20 protein-coding genes and 1 other RNA gene are annotated in these 23887 nt (G+C 59.6%); all 21 read right to left on the reverse strand.

Going from position 1 to position 23887, the window contains the following annotated elements; genetic code table 11:
• Window positions 1-127: 127 nt before the first annotated feature.
• Complete coding sequence (locus K6T64_RS13460) at window positions 128-1159, reverse strand: tyrosine-type recombinase/integrase (protein ID WP_288010691.1); 1032 nt, start codon at window positions 1157-1159, stop codon at window positions 128-130.
• Between the two features lie 311 nt (window positions 1160-1470).
• Window positions 1471-1888: RNase P RNA component class A (gene rnpB / locus K6T64_RS13465), an RNA gene on the reverse strand.
• A 39-nt stretch (window positions 1889-1927) separates the two neighbouring features.
• Window positions 1928-2149 carry a hypothetical protein gene (locus tag K6T64_RS13470; RefSeq protein WP_100667274.1) on the reverse strand — a complete coding sequence of 74 codons (222 nt, stop codon included), beginning with the start codon at window positions 2147-2149 and terminating at the stop codon, window positions 1928-1930.
• Between the two features lie 82 nt (window positions 2150-2231).
• Window positions 2232-3347 carry a Nif3-like dinuclear metal center hexameric protein gene (locus K6T64_RS13475; RefSeq protein WP_100667273.1) on the reverse strand — a complete coding sequence of 372 codons (1116 nt, stop codon included), beginning with the start codon at window positions 3345-3347 and terminating at the stop codon, window positions 2232-2234.
• 34 nt (window positions 3348-3381) lie between these two features.
• Complete coding sequence (locus tag K6T64_RS13480; protein WP_288010696.1) at window positions 3382-3915, reverse strand: class I SAM-dependent methyltransferase; 534 nt, start codon at window positions 3913-3915, stop codon at window positions 3382-3384.
• Between the two features lie 124 nt (window positions 3916-4039).
• The gene (acs, locus tag K6T64_RS13485; protein WP_288010692.1) at window positions 4040-6004 is read right to left on the reverse strand and encodes an acetate--CoA ligase; all 1965 of its coding nucleotides are present in this window, start codon (window positions 6002-6004) and stop codon (window positions 4040-4042) included.
• Window positions 6005-6099: 95 nt separating this feature from the next.
• Window positions 6100-7239 (reverse strand): acyl-CoA dehydrogenase, encoded by a 1140-nt coding sequence (locus K6T64_RS13490; RefSeq protein ID WP_288010693.1) that lies wholly within the window; start codon window positions 7237-7239, stop codon window positions 6100-6102.
• Between the two features lie 148 nt (window positions 7240-7387).
• Window positions 7388-8527, reverse strand: coding sequence for an RNA polymerase sigma factor RpoD (gene rpoD, locus K6T64_RS13495; RefSeq protein WP_100669204.1), 1140 nt, complete (start codon window positions 8525-8527; stop codon window positions 7388-7390).
• Window positions 8527-10395: a DNA primase gene (gene dnaG / locus K6T64_RS13500; RefSeq protein ID WP_170085284.1), complete on the reverse strand. Its 1869-nt coding sequence runs from the start codon at window positions 10393-10395 to the stop codon at window positions 8527-8529. The genes rpoD and dnaG overlap by 1 nt, the downstream gene beginning before the upstream one ends.
• A 367-nt stretch (window positions 10396-10762) precedes the next feature.
• Window positions 10763-13405: a pyruvate, phosphate dikinase gene (gene ppdK / locus K6T64_RS13505; protein WP_100667268.1), complete on the reverse strand. Its 2643-nt coding sequence runs from the start codon at window positions 13403-13405 to the stop codon at window positions 10763-10765.
• Window positions 13402-14214: a pyruvate, water dikinase regulatory protein gene (locus tag K6T64_RS13510; protein WP_100667267.1), complete on the reverse strand. Its 813-nt coding sequence runs from the start codon at window positions 14212-14214 to the stop codon at window positions 13402-13404. Before K6T64_RS13510 ends, ppdK begins: the two co-directional genes overlap by 4 nt.
• A gap of 19 nt (window positions 14215-14233) precedes the next feature.
• Window positions 14234-14866, reverse strand: a complete 633-nt coding sequence (ccpN, locus tag K6T64_RS13515; RefSeq protein ID WP_100667266.1) for a transcriptional regulator CcpN — start codon at window positions 14864-14866, stop codon at window positions 14234-14236.
• A 162-nt stretch (window positions 14867-15028) separates the two neighbouring features.
• On the reverse strand, window positions 15029-17116 hold the full coding sequence (gene glyS / locus K6T64_RS13520) for a glycine--tRNA ligase subunit beta (protein ID WP_288010694.1): 2088 nt from the start codon (window positions 17114-17116) through the stop codon (window positions 15029-15031).
• Entirely contained in the window at window positions 17116-17964 is an 849-nt protein-coding gene (glyQ, locus tag K6T64_RS13525; protein WP_013074828.1) for a glycine--tRNA ligase subunit alpha, read from the reverse strand. Before glyQ ends, glyS begins: the two co-directional genes overlap by 1 nt.
• A gap of 279 nt (window positions 17965-18243) precedes the next feature.
• Entirely contained in the window at window positions 18244-19029 is a 786-nt protein-coding gene (recO, locus tag K6T64_RS13530; protein ID WP_157935390.1) for a DNA repair protein RecO, read from the reverse strand.
• The gene (locus tag K6T64_RS13535; RefSeq protein ID WP_157935389.1) at window positions 19026-19178 is read right to left on the reverse strand and encodes a YqzL family protein; all 153 of its coding nucleotides are present in this window, start codon (window positions 19176-19178) and stop codon (window positions 19026-19028) included. The genes recO and K6T64_RS13535 overlap by 4 nt, the downstream gene beginning before the upstream one ends.
• 84 nt (window positions 19179-19262) lie before the next feature.
• On the reverse strand, window positions 19263-20162 hold the full coding sequence (era, locus tag K6T64_RS13540) for a GTPase Era (RefSeq protein ID WP_288010697.1): 900 nt from the start codon (window positions 20160-20162) through the stop codon (window positions 19263-19265).
• Window positions 20163-20233: 71 nt separating this feature from the next.
• Entirely contained in the window at window positions 20234-20938 is a 705-nt protein-coding gene (locus K6T64_RS13545; RefSeq protein WP_100667262.1) for a diacylglycerol kinase, read from the reverse strand.
• Window positions 20925-21413: an rRNA maturation RNase YbeY gene (gene ybeY / locus K6T64_RS13550; RefSeq protein WP_100667261.1), complete on the reverse strand. Its 489-nt coding sequence runs from the start codon at window positions 21411-21413 to the stop codon at window positions 20925-20927. The genes K6T64_RS13545 and ybeY overlap by 14 nt, the downstream gene beginning before the upstream one ends.
• Window positions 21410-23545 carry an HD family phosphohydrolase gene (locus tag K6T64_RS13555; protein WP_100667260.1) on the reverse strand — a complete coding sequence of 712 codons (2136 nt, stop codon included), beginning with the start codon at window positions 23543-23545 and terminating at the stop codon, window positions 21410-21412. The genes ybeY and K6T64_RS13555 overlap by 4 nt, the downstream gene beginning before the upstream one ends.
• A gap of 6 nt (window positions 23546-23551) precedes the next feature.
• On the reverse strand, window positions 23552-23887 hold a 336-nt coding region (locus K6T64_RS13560; RefSeq protein WP_288010695.1), incomplete at its 5' end, for a PhoH family protein.

The raw sequence follows: 23887 nt of genomic DNA on the forward strand, positions 1-23887 counted from the left end.
CGTCAGCATTCGGCCATTATGGCGTAGCGGTAACAATACCTCTTAAAATCTCTCTTACGTCCCTGTTTATCCGTACTCTTTCCTTCTCCCGCCAGCCTTGTCTTCCAGCCAACCGTCCCTCCGCCGCTTACACTGGATCGGAGTCCAGCCGAATCGGCGGTAACATGTCCGATATCGCCTCATATACCCTTTGTAGCTCGCGTTTCGGACGTTTGATATACCACCGATTCGCGGTATCGGGTGATTTATGGCCGATATAGTTCTGCACCGTGATGGGATCGTGCTCCCGTGACACCTCAGACAGCACACGGGTCCGGAAATGCGTTGCACACAAATTCGGTAGGCCAATCATTTTTCCGTACTTTTTCACCCGTTTTTGAAGCCCGGTTTTACTGAGTTGGCTCCGGTTTTGACTGATAAACATCGGATCGTCTCCCCGCAAACCATACACCTCGCGAACTTTGTACAACAAGTCACGCAAGTCCGGCCTTACTTGGTATACGCCTTCCGAATTTCGTTTGCAACGGGGTAGGATCAAAATGTCTTCTTGCAAGTGAGACCACTTTAACTTCCTGAGTTCGGACTCACGGAGCCCGAACAAGGCCAGCACATAAAACAACGCTTTGTCCCGAAGCCCCCAATAGCCCCCTATGGCCCGAAAATCCAATGTCAAGAGGGCTATCAATTTGTCCATCGTCAGGGGACTTTCATCCGTGGGATTCGTGGCGACCCGTGCGCGGCGATATTCTTTCGACTCAATTTCCTCCACCGGATTGGTCGGCACATACCCAAGGTCCTTCATCACTTTGAAAAAGGCCCTGAGGGAATCCAGGTGAAGCTGGATGGAACGGCCGGATAACCGTTTCCCTTTTTTGGTCACGCGTTTGTATAGGAACGTCCGGTACTTGGCGACGCAAAACCGGTCGATTCTTGATACATAGGCTGGATGCTCGATGGCTTTATGTGCAAACTTGGCAAATTGCATGAGATGACGTTGATACGTCTTGATCGTGAAACTGGATTTTCCCTGTCCGGCCCATTCACTGACCGCAACAGAGATACCTTCATGGAGCGTGATCGGTCCTTTTACGTTCCGATACCGCTTCCGATTGGAAAAGAGGAACGCGTCCATTTGGGCCTCATAGAAGTCTTCGGCCATTGCATCAACCCCCTTAGAATAAAGCATAGATTTGGACTTATCGCCCAATGCTCTAAATCCTAAAAAAGATTCTCGCATAGTCAAGTCAGATGAAGGGGTTCGGCAATTTTTCTGTAGCCCATAACCCTCTGAGAACCACCCTGTTTTGCAGCCCATAACTACCTTGCAAAATCAGGCCTTTTGCAGCACAATAACCCCAAGGAGAGATAAGTCAAGGAACACACGGCAACCCCAGACGGGTCAAGGATTTCGGTAAAAAGTCGCCCATAAGCAAAAACCCACAGGGAAAAATCCCCTGTGGGTTCTGGGTCGCGGAAAGGCAACCTATAAGCCGAGTTCTGTCCTCCCGGTGGTTCGGGCGCGCCCGCGGCGCTCCCACCGATCTGGAGGGGCAATCATCTATCTAGGCCGACCGTTGCCGGCCGGCTCCAGCGACCTACCCGAGCGCGCGGCGGGCCACCGCATTGCGCTCCTATCCGGTCTTGCTCCGGGTGGGGTTTACCTAGCCGATGCGTCTCCGCACCGCTGGTGCGCTCTTACCGCACCGTTGCATCCTTGCCCGATCCCGCCCGGGAACCACCCGGCCGGGCCGTCGGCGGTCTACATTTCTGTGGCACTTTCCTTAGGATCGCTCCCACTGGGTGTTACCCAGCACCCTGCCCTGCGGAGCTCGGACTTTCCTCGCATGCGGCCTTTCGGCACTGCACGCGCGATTGCCCGGTTGCCTTCCCGCGTGGTTGAAAGAGGATCGCAGACTTTTATTATAAGCTATCGACTCCCGGTTCGCAATGGAGTAATTTTCCACGCACAAAAGTGACATCGGCCGCCGCTCCCAGGCGCGTGCGTTCCCGACTCCAACCCATCGAGATTGCGACCGCAAAGCGGGCATTTTTGCTCAAAGGCCATCATCGCGTGAATGCAGGTCAGCCCAATGGCAAACAGCACCGCCGCCGCCCCATCGACCCCCCATGCCAACACACCCCGCGCCATGGTCGATCGCTCCTCCCGTCGCCGAAGCCTCCTAAACCTATCCTATGACCCGGGAGATCTCCTCATGACACGCGGGTTTGTATCACACAAAAGCAAACGGTTCTCGAATGCGATCGCTCGGAAATACCTCCACAAGAGCCCCGCGGGCTGCGGCCCTCGCCTGCAGGTAGGCGACGATCACGGGAACGATCCACCGTTCAGTGCTGTAGTGTCCGGCGTCGATAACAGGCAGACCCGCCGCCAGGGCATCCAGGGCGTCGTGATGTTTGACGTCCCCGGTGAGAAAGGCGTCAGCACCCTTTTTCCTCGCCTCCTCGGCCCATGCCATACCCGACCCACCGAGGACGGCCAAACGGGAGACCCGTTGGGAAGCATCCCCACAAAACCGCACCCCGGGTGCATCCAGCCGATCTTTGATGAATACGGCCAACTCCTTTAAGGCCATAGGCTTTGCCAAGGTGCCGATGCGCCCGATCCCGAAGGTTTTGACCGGCCGCTCCAATGGGTAGACATCATAAGCCACCTCCTCGTAGGGATGGGCAGCCAACATGGCATCCACCACCGCATTCAGTCGGTCGGCAGGAACCACCGTTTCCAAGCGGATTTCGTCCACCTCTTCCAGCTTCCCCACCGATCCTATGTACGGATTCGCGCCTTCCTCCGGCTTAAACGTCCCTTTTCCGGGAATGTTAAACGTACAGGAACTGTACCCCCCGATCCACCCCGCCCCTGCCGAGCAGACGGCATCGAGCACCTGGCGGTGGTGATCCACGGGCACGAAAACGGCCAGCTTGAACATGCGCTCGTGCCGCGTGGGAGCGAGCACCTCGACGTCCACCAGCCCCAGACGCTCCACCAGTTGATCGTTCACGCCGCCCGGAGCAACATCGAGGTTTGTGTGGGCATTGTACACCGCAACGTCGGCTTGAATCAGCCGGCGTAACATCCGGCCTGCAGGGTCGTCTTCCCGAATGCGATCCGCAGGGCGATAAAGAACGGCGTGATGAGAGACCACCAGTTGGGCTCCCCGGGCCACCGCCTCCTCCGCCACGGCCGGGGTCAATTCCAGGGTTGCCAAAACCTTTGTCACCGGTTTCGCGGGATCCCCGAGCTGCAGCCCCACTGGATCGCCGTCGATGGCCAGTGCCGGTCGGGCCCACTCGTCCATCCACGCGACGATATCTCCGACTTTGACCATTGCTAAACCTCCTGTGCATCTCCGAGCGCTTCGTTCACCGGGATTCGGCTCTGCAACGAAAAGAACGGAAGAACGACTCGCCGGGGGCATCCGGTTTCATCGCCGCCATGACTTCATACCGTCGCCCCCGGTCTTCAACCCGCCCTTCCTCTGTCACCCGCCATCCAGATTCCTGCCACCACCGCCGAAGAGCGTCCGCATGTTTCATCGGCTGGGCCACCACCAAGGTATTCGGCCCCAGCTTGTCCATGCCCCGGCGGAGGATATCGATGATCGTGAGACCCCCCATCCCCGCCAACACCACGACTTCCACCTCGCCAGGCTCCAAAGGGTCCAGACCGTCACCGAGCCTCACCGACACCGGAGCCTCCCCACCCAGGCGCGCCCGGACACAGGCGCGGGTTCTGGCGTAAGGGCCGGGCCGCTTTTCCACGGCGATCACCTGCTGGGCTCTGCCCGTTTCGATCAAGCGGCAGGCGAGCATCCCGTGATCACTGCCGATATCCGCCACGATACGGCACCTTGGAACCATCTGTTCCACCCTTGCAAGCCTCGAACCATAGCGAATCGCCCATCAGCTCCTCAAGCCCCATCCACGACCTCGTCCACCATCCAAGGCCCCACAAGGGATGGTCGCCCCGAAGAACATCACTGCCCTCGGCCTCCATCCGGACCCGTCCGCCCCCATCATACTAGAACCCCGTTCGGCCGCGCAAATTCTCCAGGATCCGTTCCACCGCATCAAAATCCTCCAAACCGGTGGTGTCTCCCTGGACCTTCCCTTCCTGGATCAACTCCCGCAACATGCGGCGAATGATCTTCCCGGAACGGGTCCGAGGCATGGTCTCGACGATATACACCTGAGCCGGTCGCGCAAAGGATCCGATCTCATCCGCCACCCATTGCTCCAACTCCTGCTCCAGATCCGGCCCCCGCTCGGCTCCGGCCTCCAGAATCACAAAAGCCACCGGGACCGCCCCTTTGACCGGATCCGGCCGGCCCACCACCGCCGCCTCCACCACTTTCGGATGAGCGATGAGGGCGCTTTCCATCTCCATGGTGCTGATCCGGTGGCCGCTGACGTTGATCACATCATCCACCCGCCCCAGCACCCAGAAATGCCCATCTTCATCCCGAATCGCACTGTCCCCGGTGAAATATACCCCGGGCATGACGTTGAAATAGGTATCCACGTACCGTTGCCGATTGCCGAAAATATCCCGGGCCAGGCTCGGGAACGGCTTGCGGATCACCAAGAACCCCGGGGTGCCGTCCGGCACCGGATTTCCATCCCCGTCCACCACATCCAGGAAATGTCCATAAAATGGCACTCCGCAGGAGCCGGGTTTCATCTCCACCGCCCCCGGCGCCCCGGCCAGAGGAGTCCCCCCCGTTTCCGTCTGGCCCCAGGTGTTGTTGATAACCGCTCGCCCGCCACCCAGCACGCGATACACCCATTCCCAAGCTTCGGGATTGAGCGGCTCTCCCACCGAGGCAAACAACTCCAGGGTCGACAAACGATACCTCCGAGCCAGCTCCTCGCCATTTTTCACCAACATCCGATAAGCCGTCGGCGCCGAAAACAGTTTATTGACCCGGTACCGCTCCACCATCTCGTACAATCGCCCGGGGTGGGGATAATCCAGCGCCCCTTCGTACAGCACCGTGGTCACCCCGAGGGCCAGCCCGCCGATCAGCACGAAAATATGCGAGGTCAACCAGCCGATGTCAGCGGTGTTCCAGTACACATCCTCGTCCCGGAGGTCCAGCTGATATTTTGTGTAAGCGTAGGTCCCCACCAGGAACCCGCCCCCGGCGTGCACGATCCCCTTCGGTTTCCCGCTGGTGCCGCTGGTGTAGATCAAGAGACCCGGCTCATTGGCTTCCATGGGCTCCACCGGGCAAATGGGCTCCGCTTCCGCCATCAGTTCGTGCCAATCATAATCCCGCCCGGGACTCATGGGCACCTCCTCGTCGGAGCGGCGGTACACGATCACCGTTTTCACCGTGTCGACCCCTTCCAGCGCCCGATCGACATTTTCCTTCAAGGGAATGGGGCGACCCCGGCGATAGCTGCGGTTGGCGCAAATCACCATCTTCGCCTTTGAGTCCACCACCCGCTCCCGGAGGGCCTCGGGAGAAAACCCGGCGAATACCGTATTATAAATAGCCCCGATCCGCAGAATCGCAAGCAAGGCCACAAAGGTTTCCGGGAGATTCTGCATGTAAACGCTGACGACATCCCCTTTTTGAATCCCAAACCTTTTGAGGACATTGGCGAATTTTTGGACTTTCTCGTGCAAGCGAAGGTAGGTGATGATTCTCCGTTGCCCGTTTTCACCCTCCCAAAAAATTGCGACTTTATTGCGTCGAAAACTCAGGGCGTGCCGGTCCACACAGTTTTCGCTGACATTCAAATATCCGCCGCGAAAAAAGGCAAAGTCCGGAAAATTTCCTTCCATCACCGTTTCCCAAGGCTTGATCCAGGTCAATTCTGAGGCCACTGCCGCCCAGAAGGACTCCGGGTATTCTACCGACTCCCGGTAGAGAGTCCGATACGCCTCTTCCCCTTGGACGTAGGATTTTGGCACATAAGCAGCTGGAGGTGCAATTTTTCGACTGTCCTGGATCATCTTCGGGCGATCTTGGTCCAACATGGCCTGTCCCCTTTCAGATTTTTCGTGAATCAGCGGGCCGGAGGAAAAGGTATTCCCCCGGACTCCGCTATCATTATATCATCCAACCACTCGGATCAACATCCGATTTCCCGGGCAATAACCAGCCGCTGAATCTCCGAGGTGCCTTCTCCGATCTCCATCAGTTTGACATCTCGAAAATATCGTTCCACCGGATAGTCTTTCATATATCCGTACCCGCCGTGGATCTGGATCGCTTGGTCACAAGTCCGCATGGCCATCTCCGAGGCGAACAATTTCGCCATGGCCGCCTCTTTTTTGAATGGCCGGCCTTGATCCTTCAGCCAGGCCGCTTTGAGCACCATGGTCCGGGCCATCTCAATGTGCATCGCCATATCGGCCAACTTAAACTGAATGGCCTGGAATTTCGAAATGCTCCGGCCGAATTGGACCCGTTCCTTGGCGTAGGACAGAGCCGCTTCGTACGCCGCCCGGGCGATCCCCACCGACAGGGCCCCGATGCTGATTCGCCCGCCGTCCAGAGTGATCAAAAACTGCTTATACCCTTCACCCACGGCCCCGAGAAGATGATCTTCGGGAATCCTGGTCTCGTCGAGAACGAATTCGACAGTATTGGAACCCCGAAGCCCCAGTTTCTCGTAGGTGGTGGTCACTCGAAACCCGGGGTTATCCGTGGGCACGATAAAAGCGCTGATTCCCTTGGCGCCCTTCTCCCGATCCGTGACCGCCGTCACCACCACACTCCGGGCGTACCCCGCATTGGTGATAAAATTCTTCGACCCATTCAACCGCCAAAATCCGTCCTCAAGCACAGCCGTCGTCCGGGTTCCCGAAGCGTCCGAACCTGCCCCCGGTTCCGTCAGGCCAAAGGCCCCCAGGCCTTCTCCTTGAGCAAGAGGAACGAGGTACTCCCTTTTCTGGGCCTCGGTACCAAAGGCGTAAATCGGATACGACCCAAGCGAGATATGGGCGGCGTAACTGAGGCCCGTACTCGCACAGGCCCGGCCAATCTCCTCGACGGCGAGGGCATAACTCACCGTGTCACCTCCCGCTCCGCCGTATTCCTCGGGGAACGGAATGCCGAGAAAGCCAAGTTCACCCATCTTTTTGAACGTTTCAATAGGGAAACGCCCGGTTCGGTCCACCTCTGCCGCCTTTGGCGCCACTTCCCGTTCTGCAAAATCCCGTACTGCGTCGCGAATCATCCGTTGTTCCGTCGTCAGGTCAAAATCCACCCGCTATCCCCTCCCCATCCGACTGAGCGTTCGTTCAATTTTATTATACGATCGGCGGGGGAATTTCCGCAATCCAGAGTTCTCGGTCCACCGGCAAAAAAAACGACACCCGCCCGCTCGCGGATGTCTTGCATCAGGATCTTCCTTTTTACTCCAGAAAATCTTTCAGCCGCTTGCTCCGGCTGGGATGGCGCAGTTTGCGCAGGGCCTTGGCCTCGATCTGGCGAATCCTCTCCCGGGTGACGCCGAACACCTTCCCGACCTCTTCCAGGGTTCGGGTGCGGCCGTCGTCCAACCCGAAGCGCAAACGCAACACATTCTCTTCCCGCTCCGTCAGGGTATCCAACACGTCCTCCAGTTGCTCTTTGAGCAACTCGTAGGCCGCGGCGTCGGCCGGCGCCAACGCGTCGTCGTCCGGGATAAAATCCCCCAAATGGGAGTCGTCCTCCTCGCCGATGGGCGTTTCCAGTGAAACCGGCTCTTGGGCGATCTTCATAATCTCCCGCACTTTATCCGGGCTCATATCCATCTCCTCGGCGATCTCTTCAGGAGTGGGATCCCGCCCCAACTCTTGAAGCAGTTGCCGCGATACCCGGATCAGTTTGTTAATCGTCTCCACCATGTGAACCGGAATCCGGATGGTCCGCGCTTGATCGGCGATGGCCCGGGTAATCGCTTGGCGGATCCACCACGTCGCATAGGTGCTGAATTTATATCCCTTGCGATAATCGAACTTCTCCACGGCTTTGATCAGTCCGAGGTTGCCTTCCTGGATGAGATCCAGAAACAACATCCCGCGTCCGACATACCGTTTGGCGATACTGACCACCAGGCGCAAATTGGCTTTGATAAGCCCGGCCTTTGCCTCTTCGTCCCCCTGCTCGATTCTCTTGGCCAGCTCGATCTCCTCTTCCGCCGAAAGGAGGGGAACCCGGCCGATCTCTTTCAAATACATCCGGACGGGGTCGTTGATCTTGACGCCGGGGGGAACGCTGAGATCTTCCAGGTCGTATTCCTCGTGATCCTCTTCTTCTGCCGGATGCTCGTTGTCCTCTTCCAGAACGAGATCTTCTTCGTTCTCATTGAGGACCTCGATCCCCTGTTCCGACAGATAATCGAAAAACTCGTCAATCTGATCTGGATCTTGCTCAAAAGGCGCCAATCTATCCATAATCTCGTGGTACGTCAGAGCCCCGCGTTTGCGACCCGTCGCCACGAGTTGTTGTTTGACCTGATCAAGGGATTCCTCGGGCTGCCGCTCCTTGTTGTCATCGCCCGGCTCCGTCATCATCGAATCCCTCCTTCCGTACGGGACTGCGAAAAAACGCCCTGGTGGTTCTTCAACGCGTCGATCTCCTCCCGGAGGCTTTTCATCTGTTCTTGAAGTCGATACATCTCTTCAAACCGGCCGGCCCGGGCGGCCTCATCGAAAGATTCCCGGACCTGCCGCAACGCATCTTCATATCGGGCCAGCCGCCACGTCGCGAAGCAATCCTCTAAACTCCACCCCGCCCGGCCTTGATCTCGGCGGCGTTCATGTTCCATAATCAGAGAAGTCACCACCGAGCGCACGGCGGGATCGTCCACCGTTTCCAAAAAAGCGGTGGGATCCGCTGTCCCTCCGTCTCCGTAATACCGGTACAGATGGGCGGCCAGTACGGCGTGGCTTTCAACACAAAATTCGTCAGCCACCACCTCTTCAACTTGTCTGGCAGCCCCCGGATCGAGTAACATAGAGGTGAGCATCTGGCGCTCCGCCGCAACGTGAGGCGGATAATGGTTCACCTGCGGTCCTGTGGCGGGATCTATATTAGTATTCCACTTGTTTCCATGCTTATCCCTCGTCAAGGTCTGTCTTTGTCTCGTTTCGTCTAGATCGTGCCTCAACGCTTCGAGGGATATATGAAACTCACTTGACAGACTCTGCAGATGGGTTTCCGCTTCCACAGCCGATTCTTCGTCCGCCAGGACATTCAGGGCTTCTTGCAAGAAGGATACCCGATCTTCGGCGTTTGCAAGCGACCGCCGGTCCCTAAGGTCCGCCAATCGAAATGCCGTCAAACTCATGGTCTCTTGTTCCAGCACCCGCTTCATGGCCTCCGGTCCCTTCTCCCTGAGAAGGTCGTCGGGGTCCATCCCTGGGGGAAGGCGAACGGCTTTGGCTGTCACCCCCACTCCTTGCAAAAGGAGTCCCGCCCGTACCGCTGCGCGCCGACCGGCGTCATCGCCGTCGTAGACCACAATGACTTCATCGACGTTGTGCTTCAACATCCTGGCCTGTTCTTCGGTCAGTGCCGTCCCGAGGGAGGCCACCGCCGCCGTGAAGCCGGCCTGGTGCATGGCCACCACATCCATATAGCCTTCCAGGAGAAACGCTCGGCGAGTCTTCCGGAGGGCCGATCGCGCCTTGTGCCACGGATAGAGATGGCGACCCTTGTGAAAAAGCGGCGTTTCAGGAGAGTTCAGGTACTTCGGCTCCCCTCGGCCGAGGACCCGGCCGCCGAACGCCACGACGCGGCCTTGTCCGTCCCAGATGGGAAACATCAAACGGTTCCGGAACCGGTCGTATCTGCCGTGTTCCCCTGTCGCCCCCAACCCGATCTCCATCAGAAGGACCGGGTCGAGCCCCCTTCTCTCGAGAAACGCCATCAGCGAATCACGGGACGCAGGTGCGAGCCCCAGCTGAAAATCGTGGGCGGTGGTAGTGGAGATGCGTCGTTTTTCAAGATATGTTCGACCCGGCCTCCCGTAGACCGTATTCAACAGCAAGTGTTGATACCACTTGGCGGCGAGCTCGTAGGCCCTGAGTGCATCCCGCCGTTTCTCGGAGTACCCCGATTCTTCTTCGTCCTCCTGGACATCCGGGACCGGGATCCCCGACCGGGCTGCAAGCTTCCGGACGGCCTCCTGGAACGTAATGCCGTCGATCGCCATGAGAAAATGAATAACAGTGCCGCCTGCTTGACAGCCAAAACAGTGATACACTTGCTTCTCCCGCGAGACGGTGAAGGACGGCGTCCGTTCGGAATGAAACGGGCACAGGCCCACGTATGAGCGCCCAACCCTCCTGAGGTGTACATATTCACCGATGACGTCGATAATGTCCACACTTTGCCGCACACGATCAATGAGATCTTCCGGAATCCGCCTGGCCACGATGTCCCTCCTCGCCCGAGAGACAGGAACAACACGTCAATTCGACACTACTCGACAAATTCCTGCAGCTCATCACCACCGTTTAAAATTCCAACGTAGATAAAGTATTCTACAATCCACTCCAAATTCCTGCCCCGGCGACAGTCCGACAGCAGATTCGACGAATTTCCTGCGAAACCGTCAAAAACCCCTGAAGGCTGTAAAGGCCCGCTCTACATATTTACGTCTTTTCCTCGAAAAATCCTCCCGCCGGATCGATCGGCGGGAGGCAGCCACAAAAAATTCACTTTCGACACACGTAGACAAGTACATCGACATCACCCGAGTCCACCGGCTCCTGTGTCGAAAGATCATTCGCCCCACAGCACTATTCCAGGGCGGCCCGGGCGGCGGCCAATCGCGCGACGGGCACCCGATAGGGGGAACAACTGACATAATCCAAGCCCACTTTGTGGCAAAAAGTGATCGAACGGGGATCCCCGCCGTGTTCGCCGCAGATTCCCACCTTGAGTTCTGAATTCGCCATGCGCCCCTCCTGCACGGCCCAGCGAATCAACCGGCCCACACCCGGCTCATCCAGCACCACAAAGGGGTCCGCGTCGAGAATTCCCCCTTGAACATAGGCGTGGAGAAACTTCCCCTCCGCGTCGTCGCGGCTGAACCCGAAGGTCATCTGGGTCAAATCGTTGGTGCCAAAGGAGAAAAAGTCGGCCTGGGCGGCGATCTCCCCGGCGGTCAGGGCGGCCCGGGGCACCTCGATCATGGTGCCGACTTTAATGGGCAACTCCACACCCTTCTCCTGAAGAACCCGCTCCGCTTCCTCAATCACCTGGGCCCGAAGGATCTCCAGCTCCCGGTGGTGCCCGACGAGGGGGATCATGACTTCCGGCTTCACGGACACACCCTCGGCCGCCAGCTCCGCCGCCGCCTCATAGAGCGCCCGAACCTGCACCCGGTACACTTCCGGGAAGGTGATGCCGAGCCGGCAGCCCCGATGACCCAGCATCGGATTCGCTTCGTGCAACACCCGGACTTTGCGCAACAAACGTTCCCGCTCCCGCAGGCGGGCCGGGTCGTCGCCCCGCTCCCTCAGTTGCGTGACCTCCACCATCAGCTCTTCGAGGTTGGGGAGAAACTCGTGAAGGGGCGGATCGAGCAGGCGCACCGTCACCGGCAGGCCGGCCATGGCCCGGAGAATCCCGACAAAATCCTGCCGTTGCAAAGGGAGCAATTCCCCGAGAGCCCTCCCCCGCTCCTCCTCGTCTTCCGCCAGAATCATCCGCTGAACGATCGAAACCCGATCAGGCCCCAAAAACATGTGCTCCGTTCGGCACAAGCCGATACCCTGGGCGCCAAACTCCCGGGCTTTGGCCGCATCTTCCGGATTGTCCGCGTTGGCCAGGACCGACAGTTTCCGCACCTCATCCCCCCAGGCCAACAACTCCTGAAACTCCGGCGACAACGCCGGGTCCACCAAGGGAGCCGCCCCGAGGTACACCTGTCCCGTTCCGCCATCGATGGTAATGACGTCCCCTTCTCGGATGGTCCGCCCGTCCTCCACGATGAATTCCCGCTTGCGAAAATCGATCCGCACCGATTCGCACCCACACACGCAAGCTTTGCCCATACCCCGGGCCACCACGGCGGCGTGGCTGGTCATCCCGCCCCGGGACGTCAAGACTCCTTGACTGGCCACGATGCCATGGATGTCTTCCGGCGTGGTCTCCGACCGGACGAGAATCACCGCTTCTCCCTCGTTGGCCCTCCGGACCGCCTCATCGGCGTCGAACACCACCCGACCACTGGCCGCCCCCGGGGAAGCGGGCAACCCTTTCGCCAGCCGATCCAGATCGGCCGCCTCGTCAATCCGCCGGTGTAGCAGCTGGGTCAAACTGTCTGGATCCACCCGGCGGATCGCTTCCATGCGGTCGATAATTCCCTCTTTGGCGAGATCCACCGCCGCCTTCACCGCGGCCTGGGCGGTGCGTTTTGCCGCCCGGGTCTGGAGCAAAAACAGCCGCCCCCTCTCGACGGTGAACTCGATGTCCTGGACGTCCCGATAGTGGCGCTCCAGTTTCCGGGCAACATCCAGGAGCTGGCGGTAAACTTCGGGCATTGTCTCTTCTAGCTGGGCAATGGGCGAAGGGGTGCGAATCCCGGCCACCACGTCTTCTCCTTGGGCATTTAACAGAAACTCCCCGTACAGCTTCGCCTCCCCGGTGGCGGGATTCCGGGTGAACACCACCCCGGTGCCCGAATCGTCCCCGAGATTGCCGAACACCATCCGCTGGATATTCACCGCCGTGCCGAGATCTTCCGGAATCCCGTGGATTTTGCGGTACACCACCGCCCGCTGATTGTTCCAGGACGAAAATACCGCCCGCACCGCCCCCAGCAACTGCTCTCTCGGATTCTGGGGAAAGGGGCGTTTGGTCTCCTTTTCCACCAACTGCTTATACTTCTCAACCACTGCCTTCCAATCCTCGGCCGAAAGTTCGGTGTCCAATCGCACTCCCCGGGCGGCCTTCTGCTCGTCGATGATCTGTTCGAAAGCGTAGTGGTCCACCCCGAGCACCACGTCCCCGTACATTTGGATAAAACGGCGATAACAATCCCAGGCAAACCGGTCCTGCCCCGTCCGCCGGGCCAACCCCAACACGGTATCATCATTGAGTCCCAGATTCAGAATCGTATCCATCATCCCGGGCATGGAGAACACGGCCCCCGAGCGGACAGACACGAGCAGCGGCCGATCGGGATCCCCCAGCTTCAGCCCCGTGCGCTCCTCCAATTGCGACACAGCCTCATCCAGGGCGTCGAGCAGCCCCTCGGGCCACTGGCCCCCGGCGGTAAAATACGCCCGGCACGCCGCTGTGGTAATGGTGAAACCCTCGGGCACCGGCAGCCCGGCCCGGGTCATCTCCGCCAGTCCTGCACCTTTTCCCCCTAACAAATCCCGCATTCCGGCGTTGCCCTCATCAAAGGCGTAAATCTGCTTCACCTGTGTCATGCCCGGGTTCCCCCCCGCTTCAAAATGTCGAGCACGATACTCGCCGTCTCCTCTACCGCTTTGCTACTTACATCGATAATGGGACAGCCGATTTTTTTCATGATCCCTTCGGCATAATCCAGTTCAACCAGAATTCGCTCCAGAGTCGCGTAATTGGCCTGGGCCGTCAATCCCAGGGACCGCAGGCGTTCAGTCCGGATCTTGTTGAGTTCCTCAGGGTTGATCGTCAAACCGATGATCTTTTTGGCCGGGAGGGTAAACAGCTCCTCAGGCGGATCCACCTCAGGGACCAGGGGGACATTGGCCACCTTTAACCGCCGGTGCGCCAAATACATGCTCAGGGGCGTCTTCGACGTTCTGGACACGCCGATTAAGATCACATCGGCCCGCACCAGCCCCCGGGGATCCCGACCATCATCGTATTTGACGGCGAACTCCACCGCCTCCACCCGGCGAAAGTATTCCTCGTCCAGCTGATGAACCAAGCCCGGGCGAAGCTTCGGGGGCGTGCCAAAGGCCTTCCCGAAAGCGTCCATCATCGGCCCCATGATGTCGACAGCGATCACCCCGCCCTCCTCCGCCAGCCGAGCGATCTCCCGGCGCAACTCCGGAAGAATCAGTGTAAAGGCGATCAGCGCCCCGTCCTCCCGGGCGGACTCCACCACCTCCCGGAGCGTGGATACATCGTCGACAAAGGAAATTCGGTGTACGTCCACCCTCCCGCCGTCGAACTGACTGGCGGCCGCCCGAACGACGAATTCCGCCGTCTCGCCGACCGAATCGGAAACCACGTAGACAATGCGCCGCATAAAGCTCCGGATCCCCTCCTCAGATGTCCCGGCCCGATCCCAACTCGACGAAGATTCGCGCGATCGTCGTCTTGGTAAAGCGGCCGACCACTTCAAGTTGTTTGCTGTGGGCATCCATGACCCGGACGACCGGCAATGCGTCGATCTGATAATCGATCAGCTTCCTCGCGGCCTCGTAAACGTTCTCCTCCGGCGTCACCACGATGATATTGGGCATCCGGGTCATCGCCAAGCCCACCGGCACTTCCCGAACATCCTGGGCGCCAATCGCCACTTTCAGCAAGTCCTTCCGGGACACCACACCTGCCAGAACCGCCTGATCCCGAACCACAAAAAGCGTCCCCACGTCCTCCAAAAACATCGTCACAATGGCGTCGTACACCGAGGTCGCCTCGCTCACCACCACCGGGACCGATTTGTAGTCCTTGACTTTCATGTTGCGAAGCTGGTCGGCAATCACTTCCCCCATGGGCTTGCCGACGTAAAAATACCCCACCCGGGGGCGGGCATCCAGAAACCCGGCCATGGTTAGCACGGTCAAGTCCGGTCGAAGGGTCGCCCGGGTCAGATGCAACCTTTCGGCGATTCGTTCCCCGGTAATCGGTCCCTCTCGGCGTACGATTTCAAGAATCTGCTCTTGCCGCTTGGTCAATTCGATGGTTCCTCACCACCCCCGGCCCGAATGATCACGCTGAATGTGGAAAGGGGTGTCGGTCAATGTGTTATACTTTTGGCTGTTATCCCGTATATCGTATATACTAATTGACCACCCTCCTTTCCGCAAGAGAGGGTGGTCCATGATGGCACACTGATTTTAAGACAGTACCACTTGCCTCCAGTCGAGCAACAGATTGTAAACGTCCGCCACATCCCGCAGGAGGCGCAATCGATTCTCCCGAATCTCCTCGTCCTCCACCAGCACCATCACCCGGTCAAAGAACGGGTGAACGGCCCGATTCAGATGGCCCATGGCGTCAAGAGCCCTCTTTTCGTCCCCCGCAGCCCGGGCCGCTTCCAACTCCTGGCGCGCCAGCCGGGAGGCTTCGTGGAGGGCCCGTTCCGCATCGTCCTGAAATCGCCCCGGATCCGGCTCCCCGGCGAGGCCTTCACCCTTTTTCGCGAGATTGTGCACCCGCTTGGCAGCTCCGGCGGTCTCGTAGAGTCCGGAGTGGCCTTCGTCAGCCAGACTTTCGTAAAACCGCACCCGCCCGATCAGGACAGCAAGGGGTTCATCGGCTCGGCCGAGAATCGCATCCACCAAGTCGTGGCGCCGACCTTCCTCCAACAGCCAAGTGCGGAGCCGGGTCGTGACAAAACTGTCCAAATCCGCCCGCCAAGTCCCGCCGTCCTGAAACCCGCTGGCGCGCAAAGCCTCCTCGGCGAGATCGAGGATTTCGCCCAAGGCGATGGGGATCTCCAGATAGCGCAAAATCTGGAGCAGCCCCAGGGCGTTCCTCCGCAGCCCGTAGGGATCCTCGGACCCCGTGGGCCGAATGCCGGCATAGAAGGAGGCGCACAGGGTATCCGCTTTGTCTGCCACAGCCAACACCGTGCCCGCCGGACTCCCGGGCAAGTCGTCCCCCGGGAACCGCGGCCGGTGATGCTCCAGGATCGCCTCGGCCACCTCCGATCCCTCCCCGGCTTCCAAGGCATAATAACGCCCCATGACCCCTTCTAGCTCCGGGAACTCATACACCATGTGCGTGGCCAGGTCGAATTTCAGGATCCTGCCCGCCGCCTCCACCGTCTCCACATCCCGGGGTCCCAACCCGAGCCGGTCCGCCAACGCCAGGGCCACCCGGCGCACCCGTTCCACCTTGTCGTACATTGTGCCGGCGCCCTCTTGGAAAACGATGTTCCGCAACCGCTCCATCGCGCGAATCGGGGCGATTTTCCGGTCTTCGTCGTAAAAAAACTTTGCGTCCGCCAATCGCGCCCGGAGGACTTTTTCGTTCCCCGCCCTGACCACGTCCAGCCGGTGGTCCCCACCGTTTCGCACCCCCACGAATCCGGGGATGAGACCGCCGTCCCCGTCCACCACGGGAAAATACCGCTGGTTTTCTTTCATCGTCAGCATGATCACTTCCGGCGGCACTTGGAGAAAGTCCCGGTCAAAGGCCCCGGCGAAAGCAGTCGGCCATTCCACCAAATGCACCACTTCCTCCAGCAGCTCCTCGTCGATCACCGCCTGGCCCCCGATCTCTTCCGCCGCCCGGCGAACCTGATCGACGATCACCTCTTTTCTCCGCGCCACATCCACCATCACAAAGGCCGCGTCCAGCATATCGACGTACGCCTCCGCCCCGGGGATCTCCACCGGCCCGGGGTGAAGGGTGCGGTGCCCTCGGCTGATGCGGCCGGTTTTCACGCCGGCCACCTCCGCCGGCACGACCTCCTCCCCGTATAGGGCGACCAACCAGCGAATGGGCCGGGCAAACCGGACGTCCCTCGTCCCCCAACGCATCGTCTTCGGAAAGGAGAGGCCGAGGACGAGCTCCGGGATATAGCCGGCAAGAAGCTCCGGAGTCCGAAGGCCGGCTTCTCGCTTCAGCGCGTAAACGTACACGCCCTGGGGCGTCCCCCGCTCCACCAGATCGTCCACAGCCACTCCCTGACTTCGGGCAAACCCTTCCGCCGCCTTGGTCCAGCGGCCATCTGGTCCTTTCGCCGCCTTCAGGGACGGCCCCCGAACCTGGAATTCCCGATCTTCCTGTCTTTCGGCCAGATCCGCCGCGTACAGCGTCAGGCGGCGGGGGGTGCCATAGACCTGCACGGCACCGTGGGCGAGGCGCTGAGCCTCCAACCATTCGGACATTCTCACCCGAAGCTGTTCCAGGGCTTCAGGAACAAACCGAGCCGGCAACTCTTCCACGCCGATTTCCAACAAAAACGGTGCCGCCATCACTCCCGCCCCCCTTCCCCGACATAGGCTTCCGCGCACAGGCGAGCCAACTGGCGCACCCGGCCGATAAAGGCTGTCCGCTCGGATACGCTGATGGCTCCCCGGGCCTCGAGAAGATTGAACGTATGGGAACACTTCAACACATAATCATAAGCTGGAAGGGCCAACCCCGCCTCCAGGGCACGGCGGGCTTCCCGCTCATAGGAGGAAAACCATTCAAAGAGTTGCTCGGCGTCTGAAACCTCGAAGCTGTATTTCGAGTGCTCGTACTCCCCCCGCAAAAACACGTCCCGGTAAGTCACGCCCTCCACCCAGACCAGGTCGAACACGTTGTCACACTGCTGGATATACGAGGCGAGCCTCTCCAGCCCGTAGGTGATCTCCGCCGCCACGGGTCGGACGTCCAACCCCCCCACCTGCTGAAAATACGTAAACTGGGTGATCTCCATGCCGTCCAGCCACACCTCCCAACCCAACCCCCAGGCTCCCAGAGTCGGGGATTCCCAGTTGTCCTCCACAAACCGGATATCGTGTTCCTCCGGGTCGATGTCCAACCTGCGCAAGCTTTCTAAATACAGTTCGAGGACGTCCTCGGGAGAGGGTTTGAGAATCACCTGATACTGATGGTGCTGGTACAACCGGTTTGGATTCTCGCCGTACCGCCCGTCCGCCGGGCGACGGGAAGGCTCCACGTAGGCCACCCGCCACGGGTCAGGGCCGAGCACCCGCAGAAAGGTCATGGGGTTCATCGTCCCGGCACCCTTTTCCACATCGTAGGGCTGGGCCAGCACGCAGCCCCGGCCCGCCCAAAACTCTTGCAGCCGCAGAATCATCTCTTGAAAGGTCATGGCCATCCTCCGCGTTATGCCTCCTTTAAAACATCCTGCCTAAACCTCTGGAAACAAATAAAACCATCCCCCGCCCCATAGGGACGAGAGATGGTTCTCCCGCGGTTCCACCCTACTTGATCCGCACCTCCGGTGCGAACCCTCTTTTCCACCCAGGCTCCAGGCTGCCGTTTCCCCGGGACTGCCGCCGGGCTCCCACCCATCCCGGCTCGCTTGGGGTCAGTGCCCCCGGGTACTATAGACCCTTCCTCGCCCGTTCTTGGTCCTTGTCGGATCGAATCATACCAAATCCCCTCCGGCCCCGTCAAGCGGCCCCGGCCAGGCGTATTCCCGCAGCCTGCGAATATACTCCCGGCCCCGCAGGCGGGCCCCGGTGTGATGTTCCAAATACGCCCCGAGCAGGTCGGCCAACTCCCGGCGGGTATCCGGGCCCACCCGTATATCCCCCAGGCGGTTTACGGGCACCGACTGCAAGGCGCGCATCACTGCGCAAGTCTGGGGGCGAATGGGAATGCCGCGGCGCAGGTCGAGGCACCGGTCGCAAAGAGGCCCGCCGCCGGACAAATCAAACATCCGGGCGTATCCCACCGCCGCGCCGCATCCGGCGCAACGATCGAGCAGCGGCCGCACCCCCGCCCACTCGCATACGTGCAACTCAAACAAGCGAGTGAGAATTTCCGCATCTTTCCCCGCGGCCAGCGCTTCCAGCCACTGGCGGAAAAACTCATAAACTCCGGGGTTGGGGGTCGCCTCCTCCACAAACCGATCGACCAGCTCCGCCGCATACCCGGCGTAGGCGTGCTTCCAGAGATCCTCCTGGATCGCCCGGTATCCTTCCAACCACTGGCCCTGGCGAATGATCGCCATGCCCTGCCCCCGATAGGCCAGGGAGAATGTCCCTCGCACCAAGGGCTGCACCAAGGCGCGCAGGCGGCTCTGGGGCCGTTTGGCTCCCCGGGCCATGGCCCCGACCTTCCCGATCTCCGGCGTCAGCAATGTCACGATCCGATGGGTTTCCCCATAGTCCACTCCCCGCAACACAATGCCTTCCACCTGGACGTTCATACTTTGGCCTCCGCTTCCTCGCTTCCCGAAGCCGGTGGATCTTTTCCCTCCTCCCCCGGCGCGTTCTCCGAACTCTGGTACTGTGAATAGAGGAGATAGGCGTCGATCGATCCCGTCTGGGTGAACCACCGCCAGGACAATTCCCGCACAACCCATCACTCTCACTTTGGGATTCGGAGTACCGTTAGCGTATCCCAACCGGGGGGCCCTATGCAAGGGAATCATTGCATCGCTTAATCCTCTACGTACCCAAAATTGCGCAGGATCGGCTCGCGATTTCGCCAGTCTTTCTTTACCTTCACCCAGAGGTCCAAATAGACTCGCGAGCCGAGCAGCGCCTCGATTTCTCTTCGGGCCCTCTGGCCCACCCGCTTCAACATCCCGCCCTCCCGGCCGATAAGGATCGCCTTTTGACTCTCCTTCTCCGTCACCACCACCGCCCGAATGTAAAGCAGGCCATTCTCCCGGGGGGTCATTTCTTCCACCGTCACCGCCACAGAATGGGGGACCTCTTCCCGGGTGAGATTCAGGACTTGCTCCCGCACCAACTCGGCGACAATGAAGGACTCGGGATGATCCGTGACCTGATCTGCCGGATAATACGGCGGGCCTTCGGGCAAAGTGGCATAAATCCGCTCCTCCAGGCGGTCGAGGTTCGTCCCCTTCACCGCGGAAACCGGGACAACTTCCCGGAACGGGTACCGTTTTCGATGCTCGTCGATCATCGGCAGCAACTCTCTCGGCGAAACCAGGTCGATCTTGTTGATCACCAGGAATACAGGCGTTTCCACCCCTTGCAAATGATCCAGAATCACCTGCTCCCCTGGGCCGAACTTCGACGTCACGTCAATGACAAAGAGGACGAGATCCACCTCCTGGAGCGTCGCCAACGCCAGGCGGGTCATATAATCCCCCAGACGGTGTTTGGGCCGATGCACCCCCGGCGTGTCCAAAAAAATCACTTGGCCGTTCTCCCGGGTCAAGACCCCGCGAATGCGGTTCCGAGTGGTTTGCGGCTTATCCGACATGATCGCAATCTTCGTGCCGATAAGCCGATTGAGCAGCGTAGACTTGCCCACGTTGGGACGACCGACTAAAGCTGCAAACCCTGAGCGAAATCCTGAGCTGTCCACCACTGGGCTTTCACCCCCTTATTCAGTATTCCCGGGTGCCCCGGTGCCTCACGAAAGGGATGGGCACAGGCTCACCCTTGGATAAGAGAAAACAGGACGGCCGCCACCGCCACCCCCAGCACCGCCCCGGCCACCACTTCCCCCAGAGTGTGGATCCCGCCTTCCACCCGACTTTGGGCCACCAACCCTGCCAGAACGAAAGCCAACAATGTTGCCATCCCATTCCAGGTGATATAGCCGATTGCCGTCGCCAGGCAAAAGGCCACCGCCGCGTGGATACTGGGCATGCCCCCCTGAAAATAGTTGTACACCCTGTGCCGGGATTTTCCTATGAATCCCACGGCCATCGTCAAGCCCAGGGCAATGAAGGTCACGTACACAGGATCCCGGCGCAACTCCTGAAGTCCCCGCAGCATCCACGGGTCGATCTTCCCGAGGAACACAAAGTACCCCACCACCAGCGCATTGATGGCCGCCAGGAGCACGGCCGCCGCCGCCGTGTCCTTGGCGATGCGCGCCAGGGGGTGATACTGGGGGGATACCAAATCGACCACCGCTTCGACAGCTGTATTAAACAACTCGGCCGCGATCACAAAGGAAATCGAAACAAAGACCAGAGCCAACTCCACCGTTGACAGCTGAAACAAAAGAGCCGCCACCAGGGCGGCGACCGCCAGGGCGAAATGAACCCGCATATTCCTCTGGGTTCGCAGGGCATGAACCACCCCGTCGGCAGCACAGCGAAAACTGTCCGCCAAGCGCCTACGGCTGCCCACCGGGGTTCCCCCTCATGATACCGAGGGCACTCAACACCTCTTCTTGCTTGCCAAACATCACCCGTTCCTGTTCCGGGGACTGGTGATCATACCCGAGCAGGTGCAAAAATCCATGAACCGCTAGAAACGCCAATTCCCGTCGGAGGCTGTGCCCGTATTGATTCGCCTGGCGCTCGGCCGTCTCCACACTGATCACAATATCCCCGAGAAGCTCCCGGCCCTCTTCGGTTTGTACCGGCTCCCCCTCGCCTTCCCGCATCGCAAAGGACAGGACATCCGTCGGTCGATCCACCCCGCGGTAGTCGCGGTTCAGCTCGTGAATGCGCTCGTCGTCCACCAGTACCACCGAGACTTCCGCCGCTTCCACCCCCTCGCGGGACGCGGCTTCCTCCAACACGGCAGCGATCAACCGTTCCACATCGGGTACACCTTGCGCGTCCCTTTCCTGTTCCACCCACACCGCAACTCGGTTCACCCCTGAGCTCCCCCTTTTGATTCGGCCTTGGTCGAAGCCTTGGGCGGCTCGGGATATTCAATCCGCGGATGATAAATCCCGTTCAGCGTTCGCATAAAGGCCTCCGCCACTTGATCCAGATCCCGCAAGGTCAACTGCGACTCATCCAACTGTCCGTCCTGAAGACGGTCCCGGATGATCTTGCGAATCACCGCCTCGATGCGTTGGGGGGTTGGCCGGGCCATGGCCCGCACCGCCGCCTCCACAGCGTCACAAAGCATGACCACCGCCGCCTCCTTCGACCGGGGTTTGGGCCCGGGATAGCGATAACTGTCCACGCTCACAGTGCCGCTTTTATCTTGCTCCAGGGCCTTGTTGTAAAAATACCACAGGACGGTGGTCCCGTGGTGCTGGGCGCAGATATCCCGTATCGACTCCGGCAAGCGGTGTTGCTCCTGAAGTTCCAAGCCATCCCGGACGTGGCTCGTGATAATCAGATGACTCAGACTGGGGGCGATTTTGTCGTGGGGGTTCTCCCGGGTCATCTGGTTCTCCACGAAAAAAGCCGGCCGCTTCGCTTTTCCCACATCGTGGTAATAGGCCCCCACCCGGCACAACAGGGGATCCGCCCCCACCACCTCCGCCGCGGCTTCAGCGAGATTGCCGACGATGAGGCTATGATGGTACGTTCCCGGCGCCTCGAGCAACAGTTTACGCAAAAGCGGATGGTTGGGGTTGGATAGCTCAAGCAGGCGCATGGGGGTGAGAAGGCCAAAGGCCGACTCGAAAAAGGGCAGCAACCCCGTGGTCAAGATCGCCGAAAACATGCCATTGGCCAGACCTAAAAGCAAGGTCCGTAAAAAATTGTAAATACCTGGCTCCGTACCGGTAAACAGCGCCCGCATCGCCGCAATGGCGATCATATCCACAATCGCCACCACAAACCCCGCCCGCACAATGACAAAACGCTGTTTCACCCGGGCCACGGCAAAAGCCCCGGCCAAGGCCCCGACCAAGCTCACAAACTGGACCGCAAAGGAGTCGTCAAACCCAAAAGCGGCGAAAAAGGAAAACAAAAACGAAACAAACACCGCCAGAGAGAGGTCGAACAACATCGTCACCAACATCGAGCCCACGGCCACAGGCACAAAATACCCCAAGCTGGTAAGGTCAAATTGCCGGGATATCATACTGACCCCTTTGACCTCCAAAGCCACGATCACCACAATTAGCCCCAGCACCACAAGCAATCGATTGCTCTCAACAATCTTTTTTTGGATCCGCTCAATGTACAGCGCCAGAGCGCTGACCAGCCCCGCGATCACCACAGCAAAACCGAGAAAAAGGCGATAATTCGGCTGCTCGGCGAGCAGGTTCAGATCTCGAAGGCGCGACAAAATCTCCGGAGTGATCCGCTCTCCGGCCCGCACCACAATCTCGCCCTTTTGGATCCAAACATCGGGCACACTGTCCCGGGCCTGTTGGCGCAATTCCTCCGTCCGCTTCACATCGTACAACTTGTTGGGGCGCAAACTGGCCAGGGTTAAATTGTGGATCACCAGCCGAGCATTCCTGGACAAGTCCAACCCCACCAGTTGTCGATCCACTTCAGAGGGCGCACTGGCCAAATCTTCCGGGCCAAACTCCCGGCCCAAAAACTGTTCCACCATGCGGTTCGTCTCGTTCCGGACCGTGTTCAGTTCTTGGGGGGACAGGGACAAGAGGCTGTTCAGCACGTCATCGCTGACCTGTAGCCCGGGGGGCACGGCGGCTTTGAGCTGCTGGAAGCGCTGGGCCGGCGACAAAGACGTCTGCCCCGCAAGCTCCTGCACACTGGAAAACAGGTGGCTCAAGTCCTGAAGAGCCGAATCCTCCACCGATGGGTCCACCGTATATTGTTTGGGCACTTTCGCCGCTGCGTCATCTTTCCGTTGCTGGGTCGCCAGCGTGTCCACGGCGTCGGTGGGCGCCTTGATGTCGACATCACTGATCGACCCCACCTGAAAACTGTATTTTTGCGGCAGGGTGTTTCCGACAAAAAGACCATACAAAATAAACCCCAGCACGACATAGATTAACACCCGTACCCCGCGGCTGCTCTTCCAGGTCCCCGGCAACGCCGCCGGAGGCCACGCCAAGCTTCCCATCGGCATGAGGGATCAATCTCCCCGTGTCCCAAGCGGCGCAGCTTCGCCGGATGGGCTCCGTGAATCCCTCCGGTCCTCCGCCGCTTGATAGGCTGAAATGATCTTTTGCACCAAGGGATGGCGGACGACGTCTGTCCCCGTGAGATACACAAACGCGATCTCCCCGATTCCCCTGAGAATCTCCGCCGCCTCCTTCAACCCCGAGCGCTTGCCCCGGGGCAGATCAATCTGGGTGACATCCCCGGTAATGACCATCTTCGACCCCAGTCCCAGCCGGGTTAAGAACATCTTCATCTGCTCTCCGGTGGCGTTTTGCGCTTCGTCCAAGATCACGAAAGACTCTTCCAA

The sequence above is a fragment of the Kyrpidia sp. genome, from assembly GCF_023512215.1.
GTDB classification, from domain to species: domain Bacteria; phylum Bacillota; class Bacilli; order Kyrpidiales; family Kyrpidiaceae; genus Kyrpidia; species Kyrpidia spormannii.